Here is a 21,290-nt window from a genome sequence, read left to right on the forward strand (position 1 = left end):
CCCGCCTGAAGGGTTGACCCACCGGCGGGAGGGTTGGCGAGCGGTGTGCGCGTGGCCGACCCACCGTCTGGTGGGTCAACCCACCAGACGGGCTAGAGCACGGGGAAGGCGCGGGTGGCGGATTCGCCGTGTTCGAGGACCTCGGCGGCTGGGCCGAGGATCTTCGGGTCCGGGCGGCCGACGAGTTCGACGTCCTTGTCGGCGTAGTCGTACAGGCTCAGCACGTGCCGCATGGCCTCGAGCCGGGCGCGCTTCTTGTCGTTGCTCTTGACTACGGTCCACGGCGCGTGGTCGGTGTCGGTGTAGTGGAACATCGCTTCCTTGGCCTCGGTGTAGGCGCCCCACTTGTCCAGCGACGCGAGGTCGGTCGGCGAGAGCTTCCACTGCCGGACCGGGTCGATCTGGCGGATCGTGAACCGGGTCTGCTGTTCGGCCTGCGACACCGAGAACCACAGCTTCACCAGCAGGATGCCCGAGCGGACCAGCATCCGCTCGAACTCCGGCGCCTGCCGCATGAACTCCTCGTACTCGTCCTGCGCGCAGAACCCCATCAGCCGCTCGACGCAGGCGCGGTTGTACCAGGACCGGTCGAACAGCACCATCTCGCCGGCCGACGGGAGATGCTCGACGTACCGCTGGAAGTACCACTGGGTCTTCTCGCGCTCGGTCGGCTTCTCCAGGGCCACGATCCGTGCGCCGCGCGGTTTCAGGTGCTCCATGAACCGCTTGATCGTGCCGCCCTTGCCGGCCGCGTCGCGTCCCTCGAACACGATCACCAGCTTCTGGTGCGACCGCTTCACCCAGTACTGCAGCTTGAGCAGCTCGATCTGCAGCAGCCGCTTGTCCCGGTCGTAGACCTCCCGCGCGAGCCGTTCGCCGTACGGGTAGCCCTCGCGCCAGGTGTCGACCGGCGTACCGTCCGCGCGCAACAGCACGGGGTCGTCGTCCTCCTCGTCGAGGACACGGAAGCCGAGCTCGTTGACCAGGTTCAGGGTGCTCATGAACACCAAGGTTCGGGTCTTCTGATGACATCCAGGTGAACGGCGTCAGCGAAAGTCCGGTGAACGCCAGGCCGAGGATCGGGTAGCGTGTCCGGCTGGCTCCGGGTGGAGCCTTCACAGGGGACTACGAACTGGGGGCGCCATGCAGACGTGGACGGACGACGGCGAAGAGATCCCACTGACCGGTGGTGATGTGACCGAGGGGCTCGTCCGCGTCGGCGACACCGTACGGCGTCCGCCCGGTGAGCGGCCCGAAATGGTCCGGGACCTGCTGCGGCACCTGGAGTCGGTCGGGTTCGACGGCGCCCCGCGCTTCCTTGGGATCGATTCCGCCGGCCGCGAGGTGCTCAGCTACATCGACGGTGAGGTCGCCGGCCGTCCGCAGCCCGGCTGGATGGCCGACGAGGAGCGCATGACCTCGGTCGCTCGACTGGTCCGCGCGTACCACGACGCGGTCGAGGGATTCGGGATCCCTACCGACCTGCCGGCGCCGATCGAGCCGCCCGGCCTGCCCGCGCTGGATGATCCGCTGGAGCTGGTCGGTCATCAGGACATCACTCCGGACAACGTCGTGTTCCGCGACGGCCGCGCGTACGCACTGATCGACTTCGACTTCGCCCGCCCGGTCAGCCGGGCCCGTGAGCTGGTCAACCTCATGTTGTGGTGGGCACCGTTCGGCGACGATGCTGACCTCGACCCGGCCCAGCGAGGGCTCGATCGCCCGCGCCGGTGCCGGCTGATCGCCGACGCGTACGGGCTGTCGTTGCCGGACCGCCACCGCCTGATGGATCTCTCGTCCGCACTCAACGAGCGGGGCTGGCACAACATGAAGTACCGCGCGGAGACGCTGGGCGGCGGCTGGCAGCGGATGTGGAGCGAAGGCGTCGGCGACTCGATCAAGCGCCGCCAGGTCTGGCTGGACGACAACGCCGACTCCATCACTGCGGCCCTGCTCAGTTAAAGCAGAGCCGCAGGATCAGTGCACAACCGCCGAGGTCTCCTCGGCGGCGCCGGCCTCGGGGTCGGCGTCGGCCTTCTTGTCGCGGAGGAGGGCGAAGGCGAGCACCGCGGACCCGAGAACGGCGATCGCGCTGACGACGAAGGTCCCGGACATCGCGTGGGCGAACGTCGTCTTGGCGACTCGAGCAAGGGCGTTGTCCCCTGTGCTCGCGGCGACGGCCAGCGCCTCACCGATAGAGCCACGCGCCTTGGCCGGCGTGGACTCCGGCATCTTCGCGGTGAAGTTGTGGGCCAGCGCGCTGCCCAGGATCGCGATCCCGAGCGCCGCGCCCGCCTGCTGAACGGTGTCGTTCAGCGCCGAGCCGACACCGGCGTGCTCGTGCGGCACCGCACCCATCAGCGCGGCAGTCGCAGCCGGCTGCGCCAATCCGGCACCGACGCCGAACACCACCAGCGCGACCGTCACCATGCCGAAGCCGTCATCGGCCGAGAGCGTCGACATGACCCAGAAGCCGACGGCCAGTCCGACCAGTCCGGCCACCGTCATCGGCCGGTTGCCGATCTTCTGGCCGAGCGTGGCCCCGGCACCGTTGACGACGATCACGCCTACCGCCATCGGGATCATCGCCAGGCCGGCCTTGGTCGGCGAGAAGCCGAGCACGAACTGCATGTACTGCGTCAGCGCCAGGATCAACCCGCCGTTCGCGACCTGGAGCAGCACCAGCGACAGGCTGCCCCCGCTGAAGTTGCGGCTCCGGAACAGCTCGAGCGGAACCATCGGCACCGGCGTACGCAGCTCCCAGGCGACGAAGGCGGTCAGGCTGACGACGGCGATCGCGAGCATCGGCCAGGACACACCGTGCTCTGGCAGCTCGATGATGACCCAGACCAGTGAGACCAGACCCACCATGGACAGCAGCGCCCCGAGCGGGTCGGGCCTGCGCCACGGGCTCTTCGACTCCGGCATCAGGATGACCGCGGCCGCGATCGCCAGTACGACGACGGGCACGTTGATCAGGAAGACCGAACCCCACCAGAACTTGGCGATCAGCGCACCGCCCAGCACCGGGCCACCGATCAGGCCGACCATCAGCACCGAACTCCAGATCGACATCGCCTTGCGGCGTTCGTCGTCGTCGAAGACCGTGATCAGCACCGAGAGCGTGCTCGGCATCACGATCGCACCGCCGATCCCCATCAGCACCCGACCGGTGATCAGCGTCTCCGGACTTCCGGCGTACGTCGCGACCAGTGAGGCGGCACCGAAGATCGCGAGGCCGGTGATCATCACCTTCTTCCGGCCGTACCGGTCGGACAGGCTGCCGGCGGTGAGCAGCAGGCCCGCGAAGACCAGGATGTAGCTGGCCACGATCCACTGGATCTCCTGGGCGGTCGCCCCCAGGTCCTCGGTCAGCACCGGGATGGCCACGTTGAGCACACCGTTGTCCAGCACCAGGACGAGTGTGCTCAGGCAGAGCACGATCAGAATCAGCCACCGACGCGGATGACGAGCGGTCATCACGCACCTCCTCAGATCCTCAATTGAACAGCGTGCAATTGGCCTGAACAGTGTGCAATCTGAATTGAACACTGGTCAAGTCCTGCACATCGTTCAGTCCCCGGCTACAGTGGAGGCCGACGAGGAGGATGAGGATGGCGACCGAGGAGTACACGTCCGTCTGGACCCGGCCGAAGCGCGGCCGGCGGCGGGAGCAGCCCGCGCTCACCCAGGACCAGATCGTCGCGGAGGCGATCAAGCTCCTGGACGCCGACGGCCTGGAGGCGCTCACCATGCGCAAGCTCGGCGCCGCCCTCGGCGCTGTCGCCACCGCCGTCTATTGGCACGTCGCCAACAAGGAGGAGCTGCTCGAGCTCGTCGTCGACGAGGTGCACGGCGAGATCGAGGTCCACGAGGTGGCCGACGCATCGCGGTGGCGCGCGGCGGCAGAGGCGTCCGCGCGCAGCCTGCGGTCGATGATCGTGCGCCACCCATGGGTCGCGCCGACCCTGGCCGACGTCGGTATGAACTACCTGGGTCCGAACCTGATGCGCGTCTCCGACGAGATGCTCGGCATCTACCTGACCGCCGGATTCGGACTGCTCGAGGCGGACCAGGCCTCCAAGACCGTGCTCGGCTACGTCATCGGGATCGCCTCGGTCGAGGCGGCGACGATCAGCAAACTGCACCGCAGCGGCAAGGACATGGCCGAATGGCAGGCGGCAGTCTGGCCGGCGGCGGTGCGAGCAGCCGAGCCGTACTCGCGGATGCGCGCCCTGTACGCCGCCTACGGCGGTGCCGACCTCCAGGCGGGCGCCGAAGACGGCTTCAGCTACGGCCTCAACCGGATCCTCGACGGTCTCGAGGCCCGGTTGGGTCGTAGCTGAAGCCGGTCCCGCTCAGCGGGTGATGGCTACCTCGGACCCGTTCCGCGCGGACTCGTAGATCGCGGTCAGGATGCGGGCCATCTCGAGACCCTGCTCCGCCGTGGCGTCGGCCGGAATCTCCCGGCGGCAGATCTGCAGGAAATGGTCGATCTGGTTGGCGAACCCGACCGTGAAGTCGAACCCGAGCGAATCGATCTGCGGCTGGATGTGCAACAGGGTGTCGTGCCGCTCGGTGATCATCAGCAGCTCGGGCTCGATCTCCGCGCCGCCCTTGTCGCCGTGGATCTTCACACTCGTCGAGTTCCGCGCGTGCAGCGAGTACGACGTGTCCACGTCGAGAACCGCCCCGTTCTCGAACCGGACCTGCGCGGTCGCGTAGTCCTCGACGTTGTTCACCCGGGTCTCCGACGCGGCCCGGTACCGGGTCAGATGCTTGATGTTGTCCCGGGCACCCAGCGGCGAGAAGGTCGCACCCGAAACCGACACCGGAGCGGGCATCCCCATCAGGTACCAGCACAGGTCGATGATGTGGACACCCAGGTCGATCAGCGGGCCACCGCCCGAGACCGTCGCGTCACCGAACCAGCCGCCGGGGTTGCCGGCGGCACGAATGATCGTCGCCCGCGCGGCGTAGATGTCGCCGAACTCGCCCTCGTCCAGGAACCGCTTGGTGACCAGGGCGTTCGGAGCGAAGCGGCGTACGTAGCCGATCTGCAGCGCCTGACCGGTCTCCTTGGTCGCCTGGACCAGGGCCTCGGCCTCGGCGACGTTCACGGACATCGGCTTCTCGACCAGCACGTCCTTGCCGGCCCGCAGCGCCGCCTCGGCGAACTTGGCGTGCAGGAAGTTCGGCACGCAGATGCTCACCGCGTCGACCTCGGGATCGGACAGGATCTCGTCGACGACATCCGTCGCCTTCGGTACGCCGAACTTGTCGGCCTGTGCCTTGGCGCGGGTCCGGTCGATGTCGCACACGGCGACCAGCTCGGCCTGCGGATTCTTCTGGTACGAGATCAGGTGCTGGGTGGCGATGGAGCCCACCCCGATCACAGCAATGCGAGTCGTCATGTCAGGCAGCTCCAGCCAGTCCGAGGATGTTGTTGAGCGAGCGCTCGATGGCGTTGGGAGTCGACTCCAGGCCCTCGAACTCGAGGCTCACATGCAGTTCGGGCCTGGTCCCGACCAGCGCGAGCAGGCCCGCCAGGTCCAGGTCGCCGTGCCCCGCGATCGTGCCGAGCAGGTAGTCGCCGGCCAGCGTCTTCAGCCAGCCATCGCCCGCCGATCGGCGGATGTGGAAGTCCTTCACGCCCACGATGGCCGCGATGTCGATCAGTCCGGCGGCGGTCTTGCCGGGCACCTCACCGACGCAGAGTCCGTTGCCGAGGTCCAGCGTGACCCGGAAGTTCGGGCGATCCACGGCGTGCACCAGCCGGGCCAGCCGGTCGCTGCCGTTCATGAAGAAGCCGTGGTTCTCGATCGTCGACACGATGCCCAGCTCGGCGGCGTGGTCGGCGACCGCACGGCAGCCTTCGACGACCCTCTCGAACGTCGACTCGAACTCCCCCGGGTCCTGCTCACGCCACGACCACGGGGCGACGTCGTGACGGAAGATGCGAGCTCCGAACCGGTGCGCGACATCCAGCTGCCGGCGAAGGCGGTCGATCTCCTTGTCCTCCGCCGTCCGCAGGTCGCCGCTGACCAGGTAGTTCACGATCGGTACGCCGATGTCGCCGGCGTGCGCGGCCGCGTCACGGACCACACCGTCGTTCTCCAGGTAGTACTCGCCGTCCATGGCGGCGATCTCCAGATGCCCTGCGGGTGACGACGCGACCCAATCCAGGACTGCGATCAGGTCCATCTCGCCGCTGGCCATGAGGCTGCGAAAGCAGTACGAGCTGACTCCTAGCTTCACTTGCTGGTCCTCTCCAGGTCGTGAGTGATCCGGCGCCACGGACTCGGGTAGTCGTGAACGCCGTAGATGCGTGTACTGAACTGGTCGAACGCTGTGCCGACCGCCCCGAGCACCACGGCCTCGCGGCCGAGGGCCGAGGCGACGAACGGTGGGCGCTCGGGGAAGAGCAACTCCCTCTCGACCGCGGCCTCGAGCGAACGAAGCAGCACGGCACTGTCCTGCGCGGGTCCACCCCGCACGACCACGATCTCGGGATCGACGACCAGCAAGACCGTGGCGATGCGTCCGGCGATCTGCGCACAGAAGTCGTCGATCTCGGCCTGGGCGTCCGCGTCGCCGGCAGCCGCCGCGCTCAGCACGGCCTCACCGGTCGGATGTGACGTCCAGATCAGCTGTCCTCGGTCCGCGTTGCGCGTCCAGCGCATGCCTCGCTGCGCTCCGAGCTCGCCGGCCAGGCGGTGGCGCCCTTGCCGAATGACGCCGTTCAGGACGATCGACACGGACAGCCGATGGCCGATCTGGAGGTAGACGACATCGGAGTACCCGCGTCCCGCGCCACCGCGCTGCTCGGCGAGTGCGGCCAGCTTGATGTCGTTGTCGATGGCAACCGGACGGCCGAGGTGTTGCGACACGGTCTCCGCGATCGGCAGGCCGACCAGTTCGGGGAGCGCGAGACTGGCGCGCAGGTGACCGTTCGCCTCGACCACACCGGGGAGAGCGAGTCCGACCGCACGAAGGCGTCCGAGATCGAGCGCGCTCTCGTCGGCCGCGGCGTGAATCGCGCTCTGAATCGACGAGATCTCAGCGGGCCGGTCCCGCTTCAGCTCGGTGTAGCCCAGTCGGCGGCCGGACAGGTCGCAGATGATGGCTCGCACCCCGCGCGGGCCGAGGTCCACTCCGGCAACGAGACCCGCCTCCCGGGCGAACCGGAAGGCACGCGCGGGCCGCCCCGGCCCCACGATCGACGGATCGGTGGGCACGACCAGACCAGCCTCGACGAGATCGTCGAGCACGGCGTGCACCGTGGGTCGCGACAGTCCGGTCTCCGCGCTGATGACGCCGACGGTTTGCGCGTCGTCGGCGTCGGCCAGCGCGCGCAGACAGGCGACCTGATTGGCCGATCGCTCCGCCTGAGCGGCTCCTCGTGCAGTGTCCATCGACCCCAACTTATTATGCAACCGGCTTTATTAAAGACGGTATCAGAATCAGCCGACCGGTGGCAACCAGTTGTTGCTCACGGCAACAGTCAACGCTGCAGGATCGTGCGCTCGACGACGGTCCAGGTCGTCGTGGTGAGCAGGTAGAGCCACGCGGCGAGCGGGAGGAAGGCGGCACTCAGCAGCGTGCCGAAGGGCAGGATCCGGGCGAGCCGGCGGGACAGGGGCGTCGCGGTCTCGTCGAGTTGGCGAAGCTGCAAGCGGGCCGAGAACCAGCCGACGACTCCCAGCAGTACGGCGAGCACGACGAAGGCCGGCGTGCCGGTGAGGACCGGCCAGTGCAGGCCGAGTGGTGCGCCGAGGAGGCTGCCGCTGATCAGTTGGTTCGACTCCCCCGCCACCATCGCCCGGGAGAACAGCGTGTACATCAGCCAGAAGAAGGGCAGCTGCGCGAGCGTCGGCAGCAGACCGGCGAAGACCGACGTACCGGACTCTGCTTGCAGCTTAGCGAGCTCGCGTTGGAGACGCTCGGGATCACCGCGGTGACGATCGCTGAGCTTCTTCAGCTGAGGCATTAGTTCGGCGCGAGCACGCAACCCGCGATGCGCCCGCACGCTGAGTGGAACCAGACACAGCCGTACGACGAGGGTGCAGACGACGATCGCGATCACAGCGGCAGAGCTGCCGGCGAGCGGTTCGATAGCGGTGACGAGGGACGTGAGCAAGTGATAGGCACCGGCGACCGGTGCCTCCAGGAAGGAAGGCACAGCACAACTCCACGAGTGAGAAGGAAACGGGTAGCGAGGAAGAGCGCTACCGTCCCGGTGCTCGTGGACGTGGCCGACCGGTCGCGTCGGGATCGCGGAGAGACAGATAAGCAGTACGCCGGGCGTTGGCCCGGGTGGCGCTGACGCGCGCCGGCAGCGGCGAGGCAACCGCGCCCCGCGCCGACGAGCGCGCCACCAGGAGCAGAGTGAACAGCAAGGCCGCCGCCGTGAAGACGGCGGCGGCCAGAGTTGCCGTGTCGAGGACAGGCATCACCAGCGCGAGTACGCCGGCGAGTGCCTGACCCATCGTCATCAGTCCAGGTAGTCCCGCAGGACCTGCGAGCGGGACGGGTGGCGCAGCTTCGACATCGTCTTGGACTCGATCTGCCGGATCCGCTCGCGGGTGACGCCGTACACCTTGCCGATCTCGTCCAGCGTCTTCGGCTGGCCGTCGGTCAGGCCGAAGCGCATCGAGACCACACCGGCCTCGCGCTCGGACAGGGTGTCCAGCACCGCGTGCAGCTGCTCCTGGAGCAAGGTGAACGAGACGGCCTCGGCCGGCACGATCGCCTCGGAGTCCTCGATCAGGTCGCCGAACTCGGAGTCGCCGTCCTCACCCAGTGGCGTGTGCAGCGAGATCGGCTCACGGCCGTACTTCTGCACCTCGATGACCTTCTCCGGGGTCATGTCGAGCTCCTTGGCGAGCTCTTCCGGAGTGGGTTCGCGACCGAGGTCCTGCAGCATCTGCCGCTGCACTCGGGCCAGCTTGTTGATCACCTCGACCATGTGCACCGGGATACGGATCGTCCGCGCCTGGTCGGCCATCGCGCGGGTGATCGCCTGCCGGATCCACCAGGTGGCGTAGGTAGAGAACTTGTAGCCCTTGGTGTAGTCGAACTTCTCGACCGCGCGGATCAGACCGAGGTTGCCCTCCTGGATCAGGTCCAGGAAGAGCATGCCGCGGCCGGTGTAGCGCTTGGCCAGCGACACCACCAGGCGCAGGTTGGCCTCGAGCAGGTGGTTCTTGGCCCGGCGGCCGTCCTCGGAGATCCAGTCGTACTCGTCGCGGACCTTCTCCTTCAGCTTGGCGGCCTCGTCGCCCAGCTGCTCCTCGGCGAACAGGCCAGCCTCGATCCGCTTGGCGAGCTCGACCTCCTGCTCGGCGTTCAGCAGCGGGACCTTGCCGATCTGCTTCAGGTAGTCCTTGACCGGGTCGGCGGTCGCCCCGGCCACCATCACCTGCTGCTCGGGCTCGTCGGTCTCGTCGGCCTCGGAGACGACGAAGCCCTCGTCCTCGGTCAGCTCCTTCTCCAGCGGCTTGACCGCGTCCGGGCTGAAGTCGGCCTCATCGACATCGTCCAGCGAGCGCGGCTTGCCGGTCTTGGGGTCGATCGCCAGACCAGCTTCGGAGACGGCCTTCTTCGCCGGCGCTTTCTTCGCGGCGGCCTTCTTCGCGGGGATACCGTCCTCCTTGGTGCCGGCGGCAGGCTTGGCCGCGGCCTTCTTCACTGCCGCCTTCTTGGCTGCAGGCTCGGTCACTCGGGCGCTGGTCCTCGGAGCCGTGCTGCGGGCAGTGGCGGCCACGGCCCGGGCTGACTCGGCGGGAAGATTCTCGGACGAGCTGGACGACACGAATTACCTCTCGTCTGACGCAGGGTTTGTACGGCGGTACGACGTTGTGTTGGTGCTGGTGGTGCCAGGTATTCAGGATGTTCTTGGGTATGACTGTGTGCGGCTGCTCGCTGGTCAGGCGGCGGCAACACTACATTGTAATCCGCGAACCAAGCCCGGGCGCGCCACGACCCCCCGATCGGCGCGCTCAGGCCCCCGCCGGGCGGGTGTCCCCGCTCCGGTGGAGGCCTGGCCGGTATCGCCGTCGAACAGTGCGTTTGCGGTCGTCCGTTCTCAGCCGTTCCGGGTCTGCCGCAGTGGACGGGCCACCACGCGTTGCCGGACCAACTGCTGCTCCTGCTTGAACTGTCTCACCTTCACCAAAGACGCCACGTCGATCACGTCCGCGACGGACTTGTACGCGCCGTCCTCGCCGTACGGCTCGGATGCCTCGCGCCAGCCCCGCGGCCGGACCTTGAGTTGCTTGCCGAGCAGCGCGACGAAGATCTTCGCCTTCTGCGCGCCGAAGCCCGGCAGGGCCGACAACCTGGCCAGCAGGTCGTCCCCTGACTTCACATCGGACCAGAGGCCCGAAGCGTTACCGCCGTACTCCTCGTCCAGGTGCTTGGCCAGCGTCTGGATCCGGGCCGCCATCGCGGTCGGGAACCGATGCACGGCCGGCGGACCGGCCACCACCTCGACGAACGCGTCCGGGTCGTAGTGCGCCACTGTGGACGGATCGAAGGGGCCATCCATCCGCTTGGCGATCGCGACCGGTCCCGCGAACGCGCGCTCCATCGGAATCTGCTGGTCCAGCAACATGCCCACCAGCAGGGCGAAAGGATCTCTGCTCAGCATCTCGTCGGCGTCGGGCTGCTGTGCGAGGCACAGCTTCTTGCTGCGTGTCGAAGTCACCTCAGTCCTCCCCTTCGTCGGCCTTTACGGCCAGCACCGGACACGGAGCGTCGAGCAGCACCCGCTGGGCATTGCTGCCGAGAATGAGCTTGCCGACCGGGGACCGGCGCCGAAGCCCGATCACGATGAACTCGGCATGCACCTGCTCGGCGACGGCCACCAGGTCCTCCGCCGGGTCGAGTCCACGCACCAGTTGCCGCACCTCGTAAGGCACACCGGTCGGGTCGAGTTGCTCACGTACCTCCGTCAACGCGGCATCGCTCGCCGCGGCCTCATCGCTGTCGAAACTGCGCCCACCCCGGTGTGAGTTGACCACCACCAGCTTGGCGTCGCGAAGCGTCGCCTCTTCGGCCGCTCGCCGCAGGGCCGCACGGCCCTCAGCCTTCGGCACGTAACCCACGACGATGGTCGTCATCGCCCTGCCTCACCTCCGGGTGTCGTGTCGACCCGTCTCGAACGATACTGCTCCCGACCGTGGTCGGCATCCGCTGGATTTACACCAGCTGTGTCGCGGCCGTGACGGACGGCTGATCGTCGCGCGGGTAGTACTCCACCACCGCCCCGGCCGCCGATGTGGCAGCCGCGCCGGTGCCCGAGTACTACCCGCGAGAAGACTGTCTAACCTTCCGGTGGCCACACCCTTGCAGGGGTGTCACCCGACGCGCCACCCCTGTAGTCCGGGTCGTTATCGAACTCGTCCACCCAGTTGCCTTGGGCAAGGTCGCAGCGGTTCCGCCGGAGGGACCTCAGTTCCGCCCACACTGTCCGACGTTGTCGGAAAACAACTAACCGGTTCAGTCCACCGGCCACTCGTGCACAGGCATGTTCTCGTGCATGTGATCGCGGTAGCGATGGAGCATTCCGCGCAGCGCGTCACGCCGTCCGTGCGATCCCTTTGTATACAGTCGGTGAAACTCATCGGCCTGCCACGACGCACCGTTGCGGTTGGTCAGGCACCGCTGCTCGATGATTCCCAGCAGCCGATCACGCACCGCGGCGTCGACGCCCCAGGCGTCGAGACCGCGAGAAGCCAACGGGAGCAGGCGTCTGAGCACAAGCTCGGTCGCCCGGACGGTCCCGATGCCCGGCCAGAACACCTCCGCGTCGATGCCGTGCCGCGCCGCTGCGTGGAAGTTCTCCTCTGCCGCGCTGAACGACATCTGTGACCAGATCGGCCGTTCGCCGTCGGCCAGTGCGCGGACCAGGCCGAAGTAAAACGCCCCGTTCGCGATCGTGTCGACCACGGTCGGGCCGGCCGGCAGTACGCGGTTCTCCACCCGCAGATGCGGCTTCTCCCGGACAACGTCGTACACGGGCCGGTTCCAGCGATAGATCGTCCCGTTGTGCAGCCGCAACTCCGAAAGAGCTGGGGTGTCGCCGCGATCGAGAACGGCGATCGGATCCTCGTCGGAGGTGACCGGCAGCAGCGCCGGGTAGTAGCGGGAGTTCTCCTCGAACAGGTCGAAGATCGAGGTGATCCATCGTTCACCGAACCACACCCGCGGCCGGACGCCCTGCGTCTTCAACTCGTGGGTGCGGGTATCGGCGGCCTGCTCGAACAATGCGATCCGCGTTTCCCGCAATAGCTCCTTACCGAACAGGAACGGCGAGTTCGCACCCACGGCCAGCTGGACGCCGGAGATCGCCTGGGCCGCGTTCCAGTACCGCGGGAACGCCTCCGGTGTCACCTGCAGATGGAACTGCGTCGACGTACACGCGGCCTCGGGCACGATGCTGTCCGCGGTCACCTGCAACCGCTCGATGCCGTCGATCCTGATCTGCACGTCCTCGCCGCGGGCGGCGAAGATCTGGTCGTTGAGCAAGGCGTAGCGCGGGTTCGTGCTCAGCGCCTCGCGATGGATGTGCTCGGTCAGCAGCGTCGGCAGGATCCCGACCACCACCATCGACGAGCCGGTCCGGGCCGCCTTCTCCTCGGCCGCGTTCAGGCTGTCGCGGATGTTCGACTCCATCGTGTCCAGGCCGATGCCGTCGATCTGCCCGGGCGGAACGTTGATCTCGATGTTGAACTGGCCGAGTTCGGTCTGGAACGCGTCGTCCTCGATCGCGCTCAGCACCTCGGAGTTCTTGAACGCCGGATCGCACTTCTCGTCGACCAGGTTCAACTCGATCTCGATCCCCGTCATCGGCCGCTCCGGCGCGAACCGGGCCTCGCGCAGCATCCGCGCGAAGGCGTCGAGATTGCGATGGACCTGGTTGCGGAACGCCGTCCGATCCGCCCGGGTGAATTCGACCCGGTCGACTTCCTCGCCCATCTGCGCCTCCCCTGGTGGCTACATGGCCTTAGTGTGCCTGAAGGGTGCCCACCTGTGTGAGACGCAATCGCGTGATGGAGTCAGACCGGATAGACGATGAAGTGATCGCGCACGATCCGGACCGGCTCCGGGCCGGCCTCGTCGAGGACCTGGGCCAGCTCGGTCAGTACGCCGGGATCGAGCGGCAACTCGTGCTCATCCGGATGCTTGTCGGCGCCCATCTCGAAGTCGCGGCCGGGCTCCTGGGTCAGCTCGATGTGCGCGCCCAGGATCTGCTCGACCGGATTGCCCGCGGCAACGAACCCGTCCAGCCGGGCCACACTCGCCCGGAACGCGGGCCAGTCGAAGACGTACAGCCTGCCCGGGTACAGCGAGTCGCCGCTGAACAGCACCTTCGACGTCCGGTCGTAGACGGCGATGTGCGACGCGTGGTGCCCCGGGATCGGGATGATGTCGAGCACCCGGTCGCCGAGGTCGAGCTGGACCACCTCGTTCGGCCAGTCAGCGATCCCGAAGTACGCCGCCACGTCCTCGGCCGTCCTGCCGACGACCTGGTCGAACTCGGCGTCGCCACCGACATGGTCGCCGTGGCTGTGGGTGTGCGCGACGATCAGCTCCTGACCGGACAGCAGGCTCTCCACCACCGGGCGCAGCTTGGCGTCACCGGTACCCGTGTCGAGCAGCAGGGCCCGTTCGGTACCGAGCAGCAGGTAGATGAACGGTCCTTCGAAACTGGTCCGAAGCGACTGGCGGATGATCGCCGTGCGTTGGTCGTACCAGTGGATCTGGTGTTCTGGGCTGGCCGGGTCGGTGCCGTCGTCCCAGTGCGCGGGGAATGTCATTCCAGAATTGTCGGTCATGCCAGGGAGACTGGTGCCGTGCGAGGGGATCCGTCGGTGCTGCATGTCGACCTGGACGCGTTCTACGCGGCAGTCGAGCAGCGCGACAAGCCGTCGTTGCGGGGCAAGCCGGTCGTGGTCGGTGGCGTCGGCGTCCGCGGTGTCGTCTCGACCGCGTCGTACGAGGCCCGCAAGTACGGCGTGCGCTCCGCGATGTCGACCGCGGAGGCACGATCACGCTGTCCGCACGCGGCGTATCTCGGTCCACGCTTCGAGGTGTACCGACGGAGCAGCCAGGCGGTGATGGCCGAGATGCGGGCCTTGTCGCCGCTGGTCGAGCCGTTGTCGCTCGACGAGGCGTTCGTCGATCTGTCCGCGTCCGGGCTGACCGGGCTCACCGTCGAGGACGTGCAGGCGATCGCCCTGGATCTCAAGGCCGCGATCCGGAAGGCGAGCGGCGGCCTGACCGCGTCGGTCGGCGCCGGTACGTCGAAGCTGATCGCGAAGATCGCCAGTGACCTGGACAAGCCTGACGGAGTGGTTGTCGTGCCGGCCGGGACAGAGGCGGAGTTCCTCGCGCCGATGCAGGTCACCGTGATCCCCGGTGTCGGGCCGGCGACGGCGCAGCGGCTCAGTATGGCCGGAGTGCGGACCGTCGCCGACCTCCAGCAACTCGAAGAGGACGAGTTGATCCGTCAGGTCGGCTCCGCGCATGGCAGCAGCCTCTACCGGCTGGCGATCGCGGCCGACGACCGTCCGGTGGTGAGCGACCGGGAGACCAAGTCGGTCAGCGTCGAGGACACCTTCGAGACCGACATCATCGACCGCTCGCTGCTGGCCGCGATCGGCGACCGGATGGCGCACCGCGTCTCCGAGCGGCTGCAGAAGGCGCAGCTCTCCGGCCGAACCGTCACGGTCAAGACGCGGATGCACGACTTCACCACGCACACGCGATCGTCGACGCTGGCCGGGCCGACCGACGATGCCCGGGTGATCGCGCGAGTGGCGCGACGGCTGCTCGACGACAGCGAGATCGGCGGCGGGATCCGCCTGCTCGGTGTGGGCGTCTCCTCGCTCGCGGACTGGATCCAGGACGACCTCTTCACCGACAGCGAGTACGCCGACGCCCCGGTCGAGGTGGTCGAGTTGCCGGAGCGGCCGCGCGACCAGATCGGGTTCTACCCGGGTCAGGACGTCGCTCATCCCGACTATGGGCGCGGATGGGTCTGGGGCTCGGGCCGCGGCCGCGTGACCGTGCGGTTCGAGACTGCGGACACGCCGCCAGGTCCGGTCCGGACCTTCGCGGTCGACGACCCGGCCTTGACAAAAGTTGTCACCGGCTCAGCGGAAGAAGACGACGAACCCGAAGCGGGTCAGAACGGGTCGAATGAATGAGGAACGGCGAGGCCGCTGCTCACCGCCGGAGACGCACCGACAGGCACGTGACACAGCCTTCGAGCTTCTCGAACTCGCTGATGTCGACGACGACCGGGGTGTAGCCGAGCTGCTCGAGCAGCTTCGCGGACTCCGGCGCCGAGGCAGCCATCAGCAGGCGCCCCTCCCCCAGCAGTACGACGTGCGACCCGGCTTCCTCAGGCATCGGACGGAACGACTCGAACGCCTGTGGGGCGTCGACGAGCGGCTCATAGCCGATCACGGTCCCGTCCGGTAGCGCGGTGACCGCGGACTTCAGGTGCAACACCTTCCGCACCGGCACGGCGCGGACTTCGGCTCCCAGTGGCGCGAAGGCCTCACGGAGTTGCCGGATGCCCTCGTCGTTCGTGCGGCCGCCTTGGCCGGCGTACACGGTCGAACCGATCTTGAGGATGTCGCCGCCGTCGAGCGTGCCGGGGTCGGTGATGTGGGTGATGCGGTAGCCCTGCGCCGCGACGATGCGCTCGGCTTCGGCTGCCTCGGGTCGTCGCTCGTCCGCTCCTGATCGCGCGATCACCGCGAGGTCGCCGTACACGACCATCGTGTCCTCGACGAACACGCCGTCGGGGCACTCGTCGACCGCCGGCACCTCGACCGTGGTCCAGCCGTGCGCCTCGAGGGCGTCGACGTACCGCTGCCACTGGCGTACGGCGAGGTCCGCGTCGATCGGGGTGCGTCGGATGTGGGTGACCAGTCCCTCGGCGAGGCGCGGGCTGGGGCGTCGGACCAGGGCAGACGGCACTCGTGCAGGTTAGCCGGTGCCGGCCTGGGTACCGGCCGGGCGGACGCTTCTAGATGTGGAGGGCAACCGATGCCGAAGATCCTGCCGGCGACCGGCGGCGACGTGGTCGAGATCATCCTGGCGGACCACCGGTGGTTCGAGGAGGCGCTGCGTGAACTGCGGGACGTGCGCAGCGATCGGTCCGCCGTACTGGCTGACCTGGCGACGGTGCTGATCGCGCACGCGGAGGCGGAGGAGTCGAAGGTCTACCCGACGCTGCGGCGCAAGGATGCGATCGACGCCGACGAGGTCGAGCACTCCGAACGCGAGCACGACGAAGGCAACGCGGCGCTGCTCGCTCTGATGGAGGTCGACGACACCGGCAGCAAGAAGTTCAGCGAGCACCTGCACGAGTTGTCCGAGGCGCTCACGCACCACCTGGACGAGGAGGAGCGCGACGTTCTCAACCCCGCGCGCACCGACGTGTCCGAGGAAACCCGGCGCAACCTCGGCGACGCTTTCGCCGAAGAACGCGCCCGCCTGATCGAGTCCGGCTGCGGCCACATCACCAACGTCCGCAAGATCGTCGAGAGTGCCTGAGGCTCACAGCGGGATTGTGAGGCCTTCCTCGGCCGCGATCACCTCGCCGTCGAACTCCCGCTGTGCCTCGGCGACCGAGATCGACCGGTCGGAGCCCGGCCAGAAATGCGTCAGCAGCAAGCGCTTCGCACCGCGCGCATGCCGACCAGCCTCGGTCGCCGTCATCAGATAGCGCGGCGTCGTGTCCGGTGACGGCCCCTGATGGGTCGCGTCCGAGATCAACAGCTCCGTTCCCTCGGCCAGCTTCCGCAGGTCGGGTGACGGGCCGCTGTCCCCGGTGTAGGCGACGGACACCCCGGGCGCACTCAGTCGGACTCCGAAGTTGGTCTTGTAGTGCGGCAGTTCCACGGTCTCGACCGCGAACGGACCGAGCCGTGTGGTCGCCGCGAGGTCGTGTACGTCGAAGACGGTCGCCGGATCCGGGTCCGGCTCGAGCGCCCGCAGTACGTCGACCACCCCCGGCGGACAGTGCAGCGGGACCGGCGGTGCGTCCGGTGCTTCGTAGAAGCGAACGCGCGCGAGACCGCTCACGTCGACGCAGTGGTCGGGGTGCTGGTGCGTGACGACGACCGCGTCGACCTCACCCTTGGGCCGATGCTCCAGCAGTCGCGGCAGAGCGCCGTACCCGAGATCAAGCACGACGCTGAAACCGTCGTACTCGAGCAAGAAACCGGCGCACGCTCGTCCGGCCTCCGGCCAGGCGCCGCACGAGCCGAGGATGGTGAGCGCCCTCAACGGACGGCGAACGGCTGGTCGGTCGGCACGATCTCCTTGCCCAGCGGCAGCAGCGAGATCGGGATCAGCTTGAAGTTGGCAAGGCCGAGCGGGATCCCGATGATCGTCACGCAGAGCGCGATCCCGGTGGCCAGGTGCCCGAGCGCCAGCCACCAGCCGGCGAACACGACCCAGATGATGTTGCCCAGTACGGCGCCCGCCCCGGCACTCGGCTTGTCGACCATGGTCCGGCCGAACGGCCACAGGGTGAACCCAGCGATCCGGAACGACGCGATGCCGAACGGGATGGTCACGATCAGCACGCAGCAGATCACACCGGCGATCGCGTAGCCGACCGCCAGCCAGAACCCGGCCAGCACCAGCCAGATCAGGTTGAGAAGTGTCCTCATGCTCTCAGCCTGCCACCCCATGGGGTGCTCCAGAACGCTCCGCGCCACAAGCCCGGGATCATTCCGGGGGACCCTGACCCGGGAGCAGACGTACTAGTACTCGTCGGTGCTCAGAGTGGCAAACGTCATCCCGGCGTTCACCAGGCGCTGCCGCAGTGCCGGTCCCATTGCGGCGGCGGTGGTGGTCTGGCCGGCTGTCGTGGGGAGGTCGTCGAGACAGAGGCAGAGGGCGCTCTCGGCCAGCATCTTGGCGGTTTCGTCGTACCCGGGATCGCCGCCGGCAACCTCGGTGATCACCTGCTTGCCGCCACCACGGCCGACGAAGCGGACGTTGAACCAGGACCTCGCCCGGCGCTCCGGGCTCGGGCCGTCGCCTGGCTGCAGCCGCTTGAGCAAGGCGTTCCGGGCCGGCGGGATCTGGGCGGCCGCCATCAGCAGGGCGGTCCCACCGATGCCTCCGGCAACCATCGGGAGGCGCTTGAGCGCGGCGTAGTGCGAGTACCGGAAGTCCGGGCCGTACTCCTCGAGCAGCCGGGCGGAGTACCCGACGACCTGTGGGTCGATGGTCGGCAACGGAACCGCCCAGAAGCCTTGCTGCCGGTGGATCCTGCCGGAGACCGCCCTGGCATTCCGATCGTCCGGCCCTGGCTCGGCGCGGCGCCGCGCCCGGTGTGCTTCGAGGTGCTGCTTCGGCCGGGAGAACGCCGTGATCGCGGTATGGAAGGTGCCCCCGGACGGACGGCCGCCGCCCCGCAGCAGACCGTCGACCTGGATCGGGACGCGCCGCGGCAACTGCTCGACGGTGAACTGGACACCGAGGTCGTACGGGATCGAGTCGAAGCCACAGGCGTGCACGATCCGGGCACCGGTCTGAACGGCCCGTTCGTGATGGCGCACGTACATGCGATCGACGAACTCGGCCTCACCGGTCAGATCGACGTAGTCGGTCCCTGCGTCCGCACATGCTGCCACCACTGGCTCGCCGTACTGGATGTAGGGACCGACGGTGGTGGCTACGACCTTGGCCGACTCGGCAAGGGCCTGCAGAGATCGGGGATCCGTGACATCCGCGTGCAGGACGTCCTTGCCGAAGGCTTCGAGCTTGCCTTGGTTGCGTCCGGCAACGGCCCACTTGAGGTCCGGCGGCGCGTTCTTGGTCAGGTACTCCGCGGTCAGGGCTCCGGTGAAGCCACTCGCGCCGAGCAGGACGACGTCGTACTCGCGGCTCATTGGCCGGCAGCCTTCTCGGCGTCGGCGCGGCCGCCGGCGCCGGTTGCACGCGAGGAGGCCGCGGCGCCGCGCGCCTGGACGTCGGCGAGTGCGGCCCGATCGGCCTTCGGCACGCTGAACCGCGAGCCCGCCTCGATGACGTGGGGGATCACCCAGCGGAACACCTTCATCGCCCCGATCCAGCCCGGCACGTGCACGGTCCGACGGCGCTTCCTGATCCCGTCGACGAACTTGTCCACCGCGAAGTCCAGCGGGTACACCTTGCTCGCCAGCGGGATACCGGTGCGCATCTTGCCGAACACCGGGTGCTCGTCGGCGCCACGCACCATGTCGGTGTCGACGAAGGTCATGTGTGCAACTCCGACCCGCACGCCCAGGTGCTTGAGTTCGGGCCGCAGCGTGTCCCCCATCGCCTCCACACCGGCCTTCGCCACGTTGTACGCCGCCAGCCCCGGGATATGGACGATCGCCGCAAGCGACGAGACCAGCAGCAGGTAGCCCTTGCTCTCCAGCAGATACGGCAGCGTCAGGTGAACAGTCCGCCAGACGCCGAACAGGTCGACGTCCACGACGCGCTCCCACATCTTCGGGTCCATGCTCCGGCTGAACCCGGGCGCGGCGATGCCGGCGTTCGCCATCACCACGTCGATCCGGCCGTATCGCTCGGCCACTGCCTCGACCGCAACCCGCAGCGACTCGGTGTCGGTGACGTCGGCCTCCCACCACCCCGCGTCCGGCCCGCAGTCCTCGGCGACCTTCTTCAGCTCGTCCGGCTCCAGACCGATCAGTGCCAGCGTGGCGCCGTCCCGCGCCAGCTTCCGGGCAACCGCGGCGCCGATTCCGCGGGACGCACCGGTGATGAGGACGACCTGACCACGCATCTGGACCTCCAGCTTGTTGAGTGGATACTCAACAGTAAGTGCTTGTTGACCGATTACTCAATAGACTGGCCGTATGACCCAGACCTCGTCCGCCCGGCTGCGTCCCGGCGAACGTCGCAACCAGATCCTCGCGGCTGCCCGCCGCGTCCTGGTCGCCGACCCGCACCGCGAACTCACGGTCGAACTCGTCGCCGCCGAGGCCAAGGTCTCCCCCGCACTGCTGTTCCACTACTTCGGCTCGAAGAAGAAGTTCCAGTACGCCGTGATCGAGGAAGCGGCCGCCGAAGTCATGCTGCGCACCGCGCCCGACCCGTCCCTGCCGCCGGACGAGCAACTCCGGTCCGGCATCCGCGCCTTCGTCCGTGCGGTCCTCGAAGCGCCTCAGCTCTACCGCGCCACCCTGCTGATGTCAGCCGCCGGCGACCCCGACGTACGCGCACTGCACTCCGAGATCCGACGGGTCTTCAGCACGTGGGTCGTCAGCGCGGTGGCCCAGAGCGGCATCGAGATCACCCCCACGGTCGAGCTGGCCTGCCACGGCTGGCAGGGGTACGTCGAGCAGACTCTGCTCACCTGGATCGACAATCCCAGCATCTCCCCCGAGGCCCTCGAACACCTCTGCGAACAATCCCTCGACGCCATCCTCACGACCACCGAGGGTTAGGGTTCACGGGTGCTGAAGGTTGCCACGGTGAATGTGAACGGTGTCAGGGCCGCGTTCCGGCGCGGGATGGGTCCGTGGCTGCAACAGACCGATCCGGATCTGTTGCTGATGCAGGAAGTTCGCGCGACGGACGACGTACTGCGCGAGCTGCTCGGCGGGGACTGGAACATCGCGCACGCGGAGCCGTCGATCGACGGGCACAAGGGGCGTGCGGGAGTCGCGGTGGCGAGCCGGCGGCCGACCAAGGACGAGCGGGGAGAGATCGGACCGGAGCGGTTCGCCGGGTGTGGCCGGTGGGTCGAGGCGGACGTCGTACTGGACGACGGTTCGACGCTGACGGCGGTGAGCACGTATGTCTTCACGGGTGAGTTCGAGACGCCGCCGCGGCAGGAGGAGAAGTACGCGTTCCTGGACGCGATCACCGCCCGGCTGACCGAGCTGCGCGCCGACGGGCGGCACGTGCTGATGTGCGGCGACCTGAACATCGCGCACCGCGAGGTCGACCTGAAGGCCTGGAAGGCGAACCGGAAGAAGAGCGGCTTCCTCCCCGACGAGCGCGCCTGGATGGATCGTTTGTTCGACTCCGGCTGGGTCGATCTCGGACGGCGCTTCGGCGGCGAAGGCCCCGGCCCGTACTCCTGGTGGTCCTGGCGCGGCAAGGCGTTCGACAACGACGCCGGCTGGCGCATCGACTACCAGATCGCCTCGCCCGAACTCGCCGGATCCGCCACCGGTTGCGTCGTCCACCGCGCCCCGACCTACGCCGAACGCTGGAGCGACCACGCTCCCGTCGTAGCGACGTACGACGTCTGACCG

23 protein-coding genes are annotated in these 21,290 nt (G+C 68.1%); 6 read left to right on the forward strand and 17 right to left on the reverse strand.

Going from position 1 to position 21,290, the window contains the following annotated elements; all coding sequences use genetic code 11:
• Nucleotides 1-92 precede the first annotated feature (92 nt).
• A complete protein-coding gene (ppk2, locus tag AB0I34_RS16910) occupies nt 93-1,001 on the reverse strand; it encodes a polyphosphate kinase 2 (protein WP_360445904.1) in 909 nt (302 codons plus the stop codon).
• A 142-nt stretch (nt 1,002-1,143) separates the two neighbouring features.
• On the opposite strand from ppk2, the gene AB0I34_RS16915 reads away from it, so the two are divergent.
• A complete protein-coding gene (locus AB0I34_RS16915) occupies nt 1,144-1,962 on the forward strand; it encodes a phosphotransferase (protein ID WP_360445906.1) in 819 nt (272 codons plus the stop codon).
• Nucleotides 1,963-1,977: 15 nt separating this feature from the next.
• Here the strand turns inward: AB0I34_RS16915 and AB0I34_RS16920 are convergent, their stop codons facing one another.
• Nucleotides 1,978-3,480: an MFS transporter gene (locus AB0I34_RS16920; RefSeq protein WP_360445908.1), complete on the reverse strand. Its 1,503-nt coding sequence runs from the start codon at nt 3,478-3,480 to the stop codon at nt 1,978-1,980.
• A gap of 134 nt (nt 3,481-3,614) precedes the next feature.
• Between AB0I34_RS16920 and AB0I34_RS16925 the strand changes: the two genes are divergently transcribed.
• Complete coding sequence (locus AB0I34_RS16925; protein WP_360445910.1) at nt 3,615-4,346, forward strand: TetR/AcrR family transcriptional regulator C-terminal domain-containing protein; 732 nt, start codon at nt 3,615-3,617, stop codon at nt 4,344-4,346.
• 12 nt (nt 4,347-4,358) lie between these two features.
• Here the strand turns inward: AB0I34_RS16925 and AB0I34_RS16930 are convergent, their stop codons facing one another.
• The 10 genes from AB0I34_RS16930 to AB0I34_RS16975 form a co-directional block, all read right to left on the reverse strand.
• Nucleotides 4,359-5,414, reverse strand: coding sequence for a Gfo/Idh/MocA family oxidoreductase (locus AB0I34_RS16930; RefSeq protein WP_360445912.1), 1,056 nt, complete (start codon nt 5,412-5,414; stop codon nt 4,359-4,361).
• 1 nt (nt 5,415) lies between these two features.
• Nucleotides 5,416-6,258, reverse strand: a complete 843-nt coding sequence (locus tag AB0I34_RS16935) for a TIM barrel protein (protein WP_360445914.1) — start codon at nt 6,256-6,258, stop codon at nt 5,416-5,418.
• Nucleotides 6,255-7,415, reverse strand: coding sequence for an ROK family transcriptional regulator (locus tag AB0I34_RS16940; protein ID WP_360445916.1), 1,161 nt, complete (start codon nt 7,413-7,415; stop codon nt 6,255-6,257). The genes AB0I34_RS16935 and AB0I34_RS16940 overlap by 4 nt, the downstream gene beginning before the upstream one ends.
• A gap of 89 nt (nt 7,416-7,504) precedes the next feature.
• On the reverse strand, nt 7,505-8,182 hold the full coding sequence (gene yidC, locus AB0I34_RS16945) for a membrane protein insertase YidC (protein WP_360445918.1): 678 nt from the start codon (nt 8,180-8,182) through the stop codon (nt 7,505-7,507).
• 46 nt (nt 8,183-8,228) lie between these two features.
• Nucleotides 8,229-8,489, reverse strand: coding sequence for a DUF6412 domain-containing protein (locus tag AB0I34_RS16950; protein WP_360445920.1), 261 nt, complete (start codon nt 8,487-8,489; stop codon nt 8,229-8,231).
• 5 nt (nt 8,490-8,494) lie between these two features.
• The gene (locus AB0I34_RS16955) at nt 8,495-9,766 is read right to left on the reverse strand and encodes an RNA polymerase sigma factor (protein ID WP_360446268.1); all 1,272 of its coding nucleotides are present in this window, start codon (nt 9,764-9,766) and stop codon (nt 8,495-8,497) included.
• 321 nt (nt 9,767-10,087) lie between these two features.
• The gene (locus AB0I34_RS16960; protein WP_360445922.1) at nt 10,088-10,708 is read right to left on the reverse strand and encodes an HhH-GPD-type base excision DNA repair protein; all 621 of its coding nucleotides are present in this window, start codon (nt 10,706-10,708) and stop codon (nt 10,088-10,090) included.
• A gap of 1 nt (nt 10,709) precedes the next feature.
• A complete protein-coding gene (locus AB0I34_RS16965; protein ID WP_131515653.1) occupies nt 10,710-11,123 on the reverse strand; it encodes a universal stress protein in 414 nt (137 codons plus the stop codon).
• A 379-nt stretch (nt 11,124-11,502) separates the two neighbouring features.
• The gene (locus AB0I34_RS16970; RefSeq protein WP_360445924.1) at nt 11,503-12,981 is read right to left on the reverse strand and encodes a glutamate--cysteine ligase; all 1,479 of its coding nucleotides are present in this window, start codon (nt 12,979-12,981) and stop codon (nt 11,503-11,505) included.
• An 80-nt stretch (nt 12,982-13,061) separates the two neighbouring features.
• The gene (locus tag AB0I34_RS16975) at nt 13,062-13,823 is read right to left on the reverse strand and encodes an MBL fold metallo-hydrolase (protein WP_360445926.1); all 762 of its coding nucleotides are present in this window, start codon (nt 13,821-13,823) and stop codon (nt 13,062-13,064) included.
• Nucleotides 13,824-13,859: 36 nt separating this feature from the next.
• Here AB0I34_RS16975 and AB0I34_RS16980 point away from each other — a divergent pair, with 36 nt between their 5' ends.
• Entirely contained in the window at nt 13,860-15,215 is a 1,356-nt protein-coding gene (locus AB0I34_RS16980) for a DNA polymerase IV (RefSeq protein ID WP_360445928.1), read from the forward strand.
• A 19-nt stretch (nt 15,216-15,234) separates the two neighbouring features.
• Here the strand turns inward: AB0I34_RS16980 and ddaH are convergent, their stop codons facing one another.
• Nucleotides 15,235-15,996: a dimethylargininase gene (ddaH, locus tag AB0I34_RS16985; RefSeq protein ID WP_360445930.1), complete on the reverse strand. Its 762-nt coding sequence runs from the start codon at nt 15,994-15,996 to the stop codon at nt 15,235-15,237.
• Nucleotides 15,997-16,065: 69 nt separating this feature from the next.
• On the opposite strand from ddaH, the gene AB0I34_RS16990 reads away from it, so the two are divergent.
• Complete coding sequence (locus tag AB0I34_RS16990; protein ID WP_360445932.1) at nt 16,066-16,575, forward strand: hemerythrin domain-containing protein; 510 nt, start codon at nt 16,066-16,068, stop codon at nt 16,573-16,575.
• Between the two features lie 3 nt (nt 16,576-16,578).
• Here AB0I34_RS16990 and AB0I34_RS16995 read toward each other — a convergent pair whose 3' ends face one another.
• The 4 genes from AB0I34_RS16995 to AB0I34_RS17010 form a co-directional block, all read right to left on the reverse strand.
• Entirely contained in the window at nt 16,579-17,241 is a 663-nt protein-coding gene (locus AB0I34_RS16995) for an MBL fold metallo-hydrolase (protein WP_360445934.1), read from the reverse strand.
• A 65-nt stretch (nt 17,242-17,306) separates the two neighbouring features.
• Nucleotides 17,307-17,699, reverse strand: a complete 393-nt coding sequence (locus AB0I34_RS17000; protein ID WP_360445936.1) for a YccF domain-containing protein — start codon at nt 17,697-17,699, stop codon at nt 17,307-17,309.
• 93 nt (nt 17,700-17,792) lie between these two features.
• Complete coding sequence (locus AB0I34_RS17005) at nt 17,793-18,929, reverse strand: saccharopine dehydrogenase NADP-binding domain-containing protein (protein ID WP_360445938.1); 1,137 nt, start codon at nt 18,927-18,929, stop codon at nt 17,793-17,795.
• Entirely contained in the window at nt 18,926-19,810 is an 885-nt protein-coding gene (locus tag AB0I34_RS17010; RefSeq protein ID WP_360445940.1) for an SDR family oxidoreductase, read from the reverse strand. The genes AB0I34_RS17005 and AB0I34_RS17010 overlap by 4 nt, the downstream gene beginning before the upstream one ends.
• 73 nt (nt 19,811-19,883) lie before the next feature.
• Between AB0I34_RS17010 and AB0I34_RS17015 the strand changes: the two genes are divergently transcribed.
• Entirely contained in the window at nt 19,884-20,474 is a 591-nt protein-coding gene (locus tag AB0I34_RS17015; RefSeq protein WP_360445942.1) for a TetR/AcrR family transcriptional regulator, read from the forward strand.
• A gap of 9 nt (nt 20,475-20,483) precedes the next feature.
• A complete protein-coding gene (gene xth, locus AB0I34_RS17020; protein WP_360445944.1) occupies nt 20,484-21,287 on the forward strand; it encodes an exodeoxyribonuclease III in 804 nt (267 codons plus the stop codon).
• Nucleotides 21,288-21,290: the final 3 nt, after the last annotated feature.

It is taken from the genome of Kribbella sp. NPDC050281 (genome assembly GCF_040655855.1).
Classification (GTDB): domain Bacteria; phylum Actinomycetota; class Actinomycetes; order Propionibacteriales; family Kribbellaceae; genus Kribbella.

What these genes read in the sequence shown, in the direction of transcription:
- ppk2 (WP_360445904.1), bottom strand. Translation starts at nt 1,001, where the DNA reads ATGAGCACCCTGAACCTGGTCAACGAGCTCGGCTTCCGTGTCCTCGAC.
- AB0I34_RS16915 (WP_360445906.1), top strand. Translation starts at nt 1,144, where the DNA reads ATGCAGACGTGGACGGACGACGGCGAAGAGATCCCACTGACCGGTGGT.
- AB0I34_RS16920 (WP_360445908.1), bottom strand. Translation starts at nt 3,480, where the DNA reads ATGACCGCTCGTCATCCGCGTCGGTGGCTGATTCTGATCGTGCTCTGC.
- AB0I34_RS16925 (WP_360445910.1), top strand. Translation starts at nt 3,615, where the DNA reads ATGGCGACCGAGGAGTACACGTCCGTCTGGACCCGGCCGAAGCGCGGC.
- AB0I34_RS16930 (WP_360445912.1), bottom strand. Translation starts at nt 5,414, where the DNA reads ATGACGACTCGCATTGCTGTGATCGGGGTGGGCTCCATCGCCACCCAG.
- AB0I34_RS16940 (WP_360445916.1), bottom strand. Translation starts at nt 7,415, where the DNA reads ATGGACACTGCACGAGGAGCCGCTCAGGCGGAGCGATCGGCCAATCAG.
- AB0I34_RS16950 (WP_360445920.1), bottom strand. Translation starts at nt 8,489, where the DNA reads ATGGGTCAGGCACTCGCCGGCGTACTCGCGCTGGTGATGCCTGTCCTC.
- AB0I34_RS16965 (WP_131515653.1), bottom strand. Translation starts at nt 11,123, where the DNA reads ATGACGACCATCGTCGTGGGTTACGTGCCGAAGGCTGAGGGCCGTGCG.
- AB0I34_RS16970 (WP_360445924.1), bottom strand. Translation starts at nt 12,981, where the DNA reads ATGGGCGAGGAAGTCGACCGGGTCGAATTCACCCGGGCGGATCGGACG.
- AB0I34_RS16975 (WP_360445926.1), bottom strand. Translation starts at nt 13,823, where the DNA reads ATGACATTCCCCGCGCACTGGGACGACGGCACCGACCCGGCCAGCCCA.
- AB0I34_RS16990 (WP_360445932.1), top strand. Translation starts at nt 16,066, where the DNA reads ATGCCGAAGATCCTGCCGGCGACCGGCGGCGACGTGGTCGAGATCATC.
- AB0I34_RS17000 (WP_360445936.1), bottom strand. Translation starts at nt 17,699, where the DNA reads ATGAGGACACTTCTCAACCTGATCTGGCTGGTGCTGGCCGGGTTCTGG.
- AB0I34_RS17005 (WP_360445938.1), bottom strand. Translation starts at nt 18,929, where the DNA reads ATGAGCCGCGAGTACGACGTCGTCCTGCTCGGCGCGAGTGGCTTCACC.
- AB0I34_RS17010 (WP_360445940.1), bottom strand. Translation starts at nt 19,810, where the DNA reads ATGCGTGGTCAGGTCGTCCTCATCACCGGTGCGTCCCGCGGAATCGGC.
- AB0I34_RS17015 (WP_360445942.1), top strand. Translation starts at nt 19,884, where the DNA reads ATGACCCAGACCTCGTCCGCCCGGCTGCGTCCCGGCGAACGTCGCAAC.